Below are 1,808 nucleotides of genomic sequence, written 5' to 3' on the forward strand. Positions count from 1 at the left end.
CCTCGCGGTCTGGGACTCCGCGGCCGACGCGGTCGGCTTCGACGCCTCGCCGGTGGGCCGCTCCTGGGCCCGGATCGCCCGCTCCCGGGTACGGGTCGACCTGCGTCCGCTGGCCAGCCGGGGCGAGTGGTCCGGGCAGCGGCCGTTCGGCGAGCCGCCCGGCGGCCGGGTCGCCGGCCCGGTGCTGGCGCTGACCCGGGCCCGGCTGCGGATCCGCCGGGCGGCCACCTTCTGGCGGGCCGTCCCGCCGGTGGCCGCCGCCCTGCCCGCCGCGCCCGGCCTGCTGGCCCGGTTCGGCGTCGGCGAGGCCCCGCTTGGCTGGCAGGGCACGGTCAGCGTGTGGCGTGACCCGGTGGACCTCGTCGCATTCGCGTACCGTCACCCCGAGCACCGCGCCGCGATCGCGCGCACCCCCACCGAGGGGTGGTACGCGGAGGAACTCTTCGCGCGGTTCGAGGTGCGCGACGTGGTCGGCGACCGGACGGTGCTGGGGTGGGTCGCCGACGGCGACGCGGCAACGGCGAAGGATGGGCGGGCATGAGGTTGGTGCGCTGGACGCCGGACGATCTGCTCCGGCGGCTGGACGACGTGGTGGCCGTCTACGGCGAGGCGATGAACTACCGGGCCGACCTGCTGGAGGCCCGGCGCGGCTACATCGCCACCCACGTGCGCCGTCCCGGCTTCCGTGCCGTCGCCAGCCTCACCTCCGAGGGGCACCTGGCCGGCTTCGGGTACGGCTACGTCGGCACGCCCGGCCAGTGGTGGCACGACCAGGTGTACCGGGCGCTGACCGCCGACGCCCGGCGGCGCTGGCTCACCGACTGCTTCGAGGTGGTCGAGCTGCACGTCCGGCCGCCCGCCCAGGGGCACCGCCTGGGCACCCGGCAGCTCACCGCCCTGCTCACCGTGGCTTCGGGCAGCACCACCCTGCTCTCCACGCCCGAGGCCGACGAGCAGCGCTCCCGGGCCTGGCGGCTGTACCGCCGGTTCGGCTTCGTCGACGTGCTGCGCCACTTCCACTTCCCCGGCGACGAACGCCCGTTCGGCATCCTCGGCCGGGACCTGCCGCTCACCGCGCCGGCCCCGGCCGACCCGGCCGCCTCCAACCCTGCCGACCCGGCCGCCTCCGCCCCGGGCCCGGCCGACCCGTGACCCGGCACCAGCCGCCCCGGGCCGGGGTCCGGCCGCTGCCACCCCGAGCGGGATTCCGCCCGCCACCGCCCCGAGCCGGGGCCCGGCCGCTGCTGCCCCGAGCCGGGGCCCGGCCGCTGCTGCCCCGAGCCGGGGCCCGGCCGCTGCTGCCCTGGGCGGGGCTGGGCCTGCTGGTCCTGGCCCAGATCTGCTACCCACTCACCGCCGGTGCCACCCGGGCCGGGCTGACCGTGGCCACCGTCGTGCTCGGGTACCTGCTCTCGGTCGGCCACGCGCTGCTCAGCCGGGGCCCCCGCGCGGCGGCGGCGCTGGTCGCCGTGGCCACCGGCGGTGGCTTCGCGATCGAGGCCCTCGGGGTGGCCACCGGCTTCCCGTTCGGCAGCTACGACTACTCCGGTGAGCTGGGCCCGAAGTTGGCCGGGGTGCCGTTGATCATCCCGCTCGCCTGGACCTGGATGGCCTGGCCCGCCTGGCTCGCGGCGGCCCGGCTCGTCCCGCCCGGCGTTGCCCGGGTGGCGCTCGCCGCCGTCGGGCTGGCCGCCTGGGACCTGTTCCTCGACCCGCAGATGGTCGCCGAGGGCTACTGGGTGTGGCGGGACGCCACCCCCGCCCTGCCCGGCCTGCCCGGCGTCCCGGTCAGCAACTACCTCGGCTGG

At 77.9% G+C, this 1,808-nt stretch carries 3 protein-coding genes; all 3 read left to right on the top strand.

From position 1 onward, the window contains the following. Nucleotides 1–541, top strand: a 541-nt coding sequence (locus MCAG_RS06560) for a spheroidene monooxygenase (RefSeq protein ID WP_083802210.1), incomplete at its 5' end; no start/stop codon positions are given. Continuing rightward, nucleotides 538–1,152, top strand: coding sequence for a GNAT family N-acetyltransferase (locus tag MCAG_RS06565; protein ID WP_050777888.1), 615 nt, complete (start codon nt 538–540; stop codon nt 1,150–1,152). The genes MCAG_RS06560 and MCAG_RS06565, both read left to right, overlap by 4 nt. A gap of 92 nt (nt 1,153–1,244) precedes the next feature. Then, nucleotides 1,245–1,808 (top strand): carotenoid biosynthesis protein (locus tag MCAG_RS06570; RefSeq protein WP_369751356.1); only part of this gene is annotated, 564 nt, incomplete at its 3' end.

The sequence above is a fragment of the Micromonospora sp. ATCC 39149 genome (assembly GCF_000158815.1).
Lineage (GTDB): Bacteria > Actinomycetota > Actinomycetes > Mycobacteriales > Micromonosporaceae > Micromonospora.

Excerpts from the sequence above, each read along its gene's own strand:
- MCAG_RS06565 (WP_050777888.1), top strand. The coding sequence starts at position 538 with ATGAGGTTGGTGCGCTGGACGCCGGACGATCTGCTCCGGCGGCTGGAC.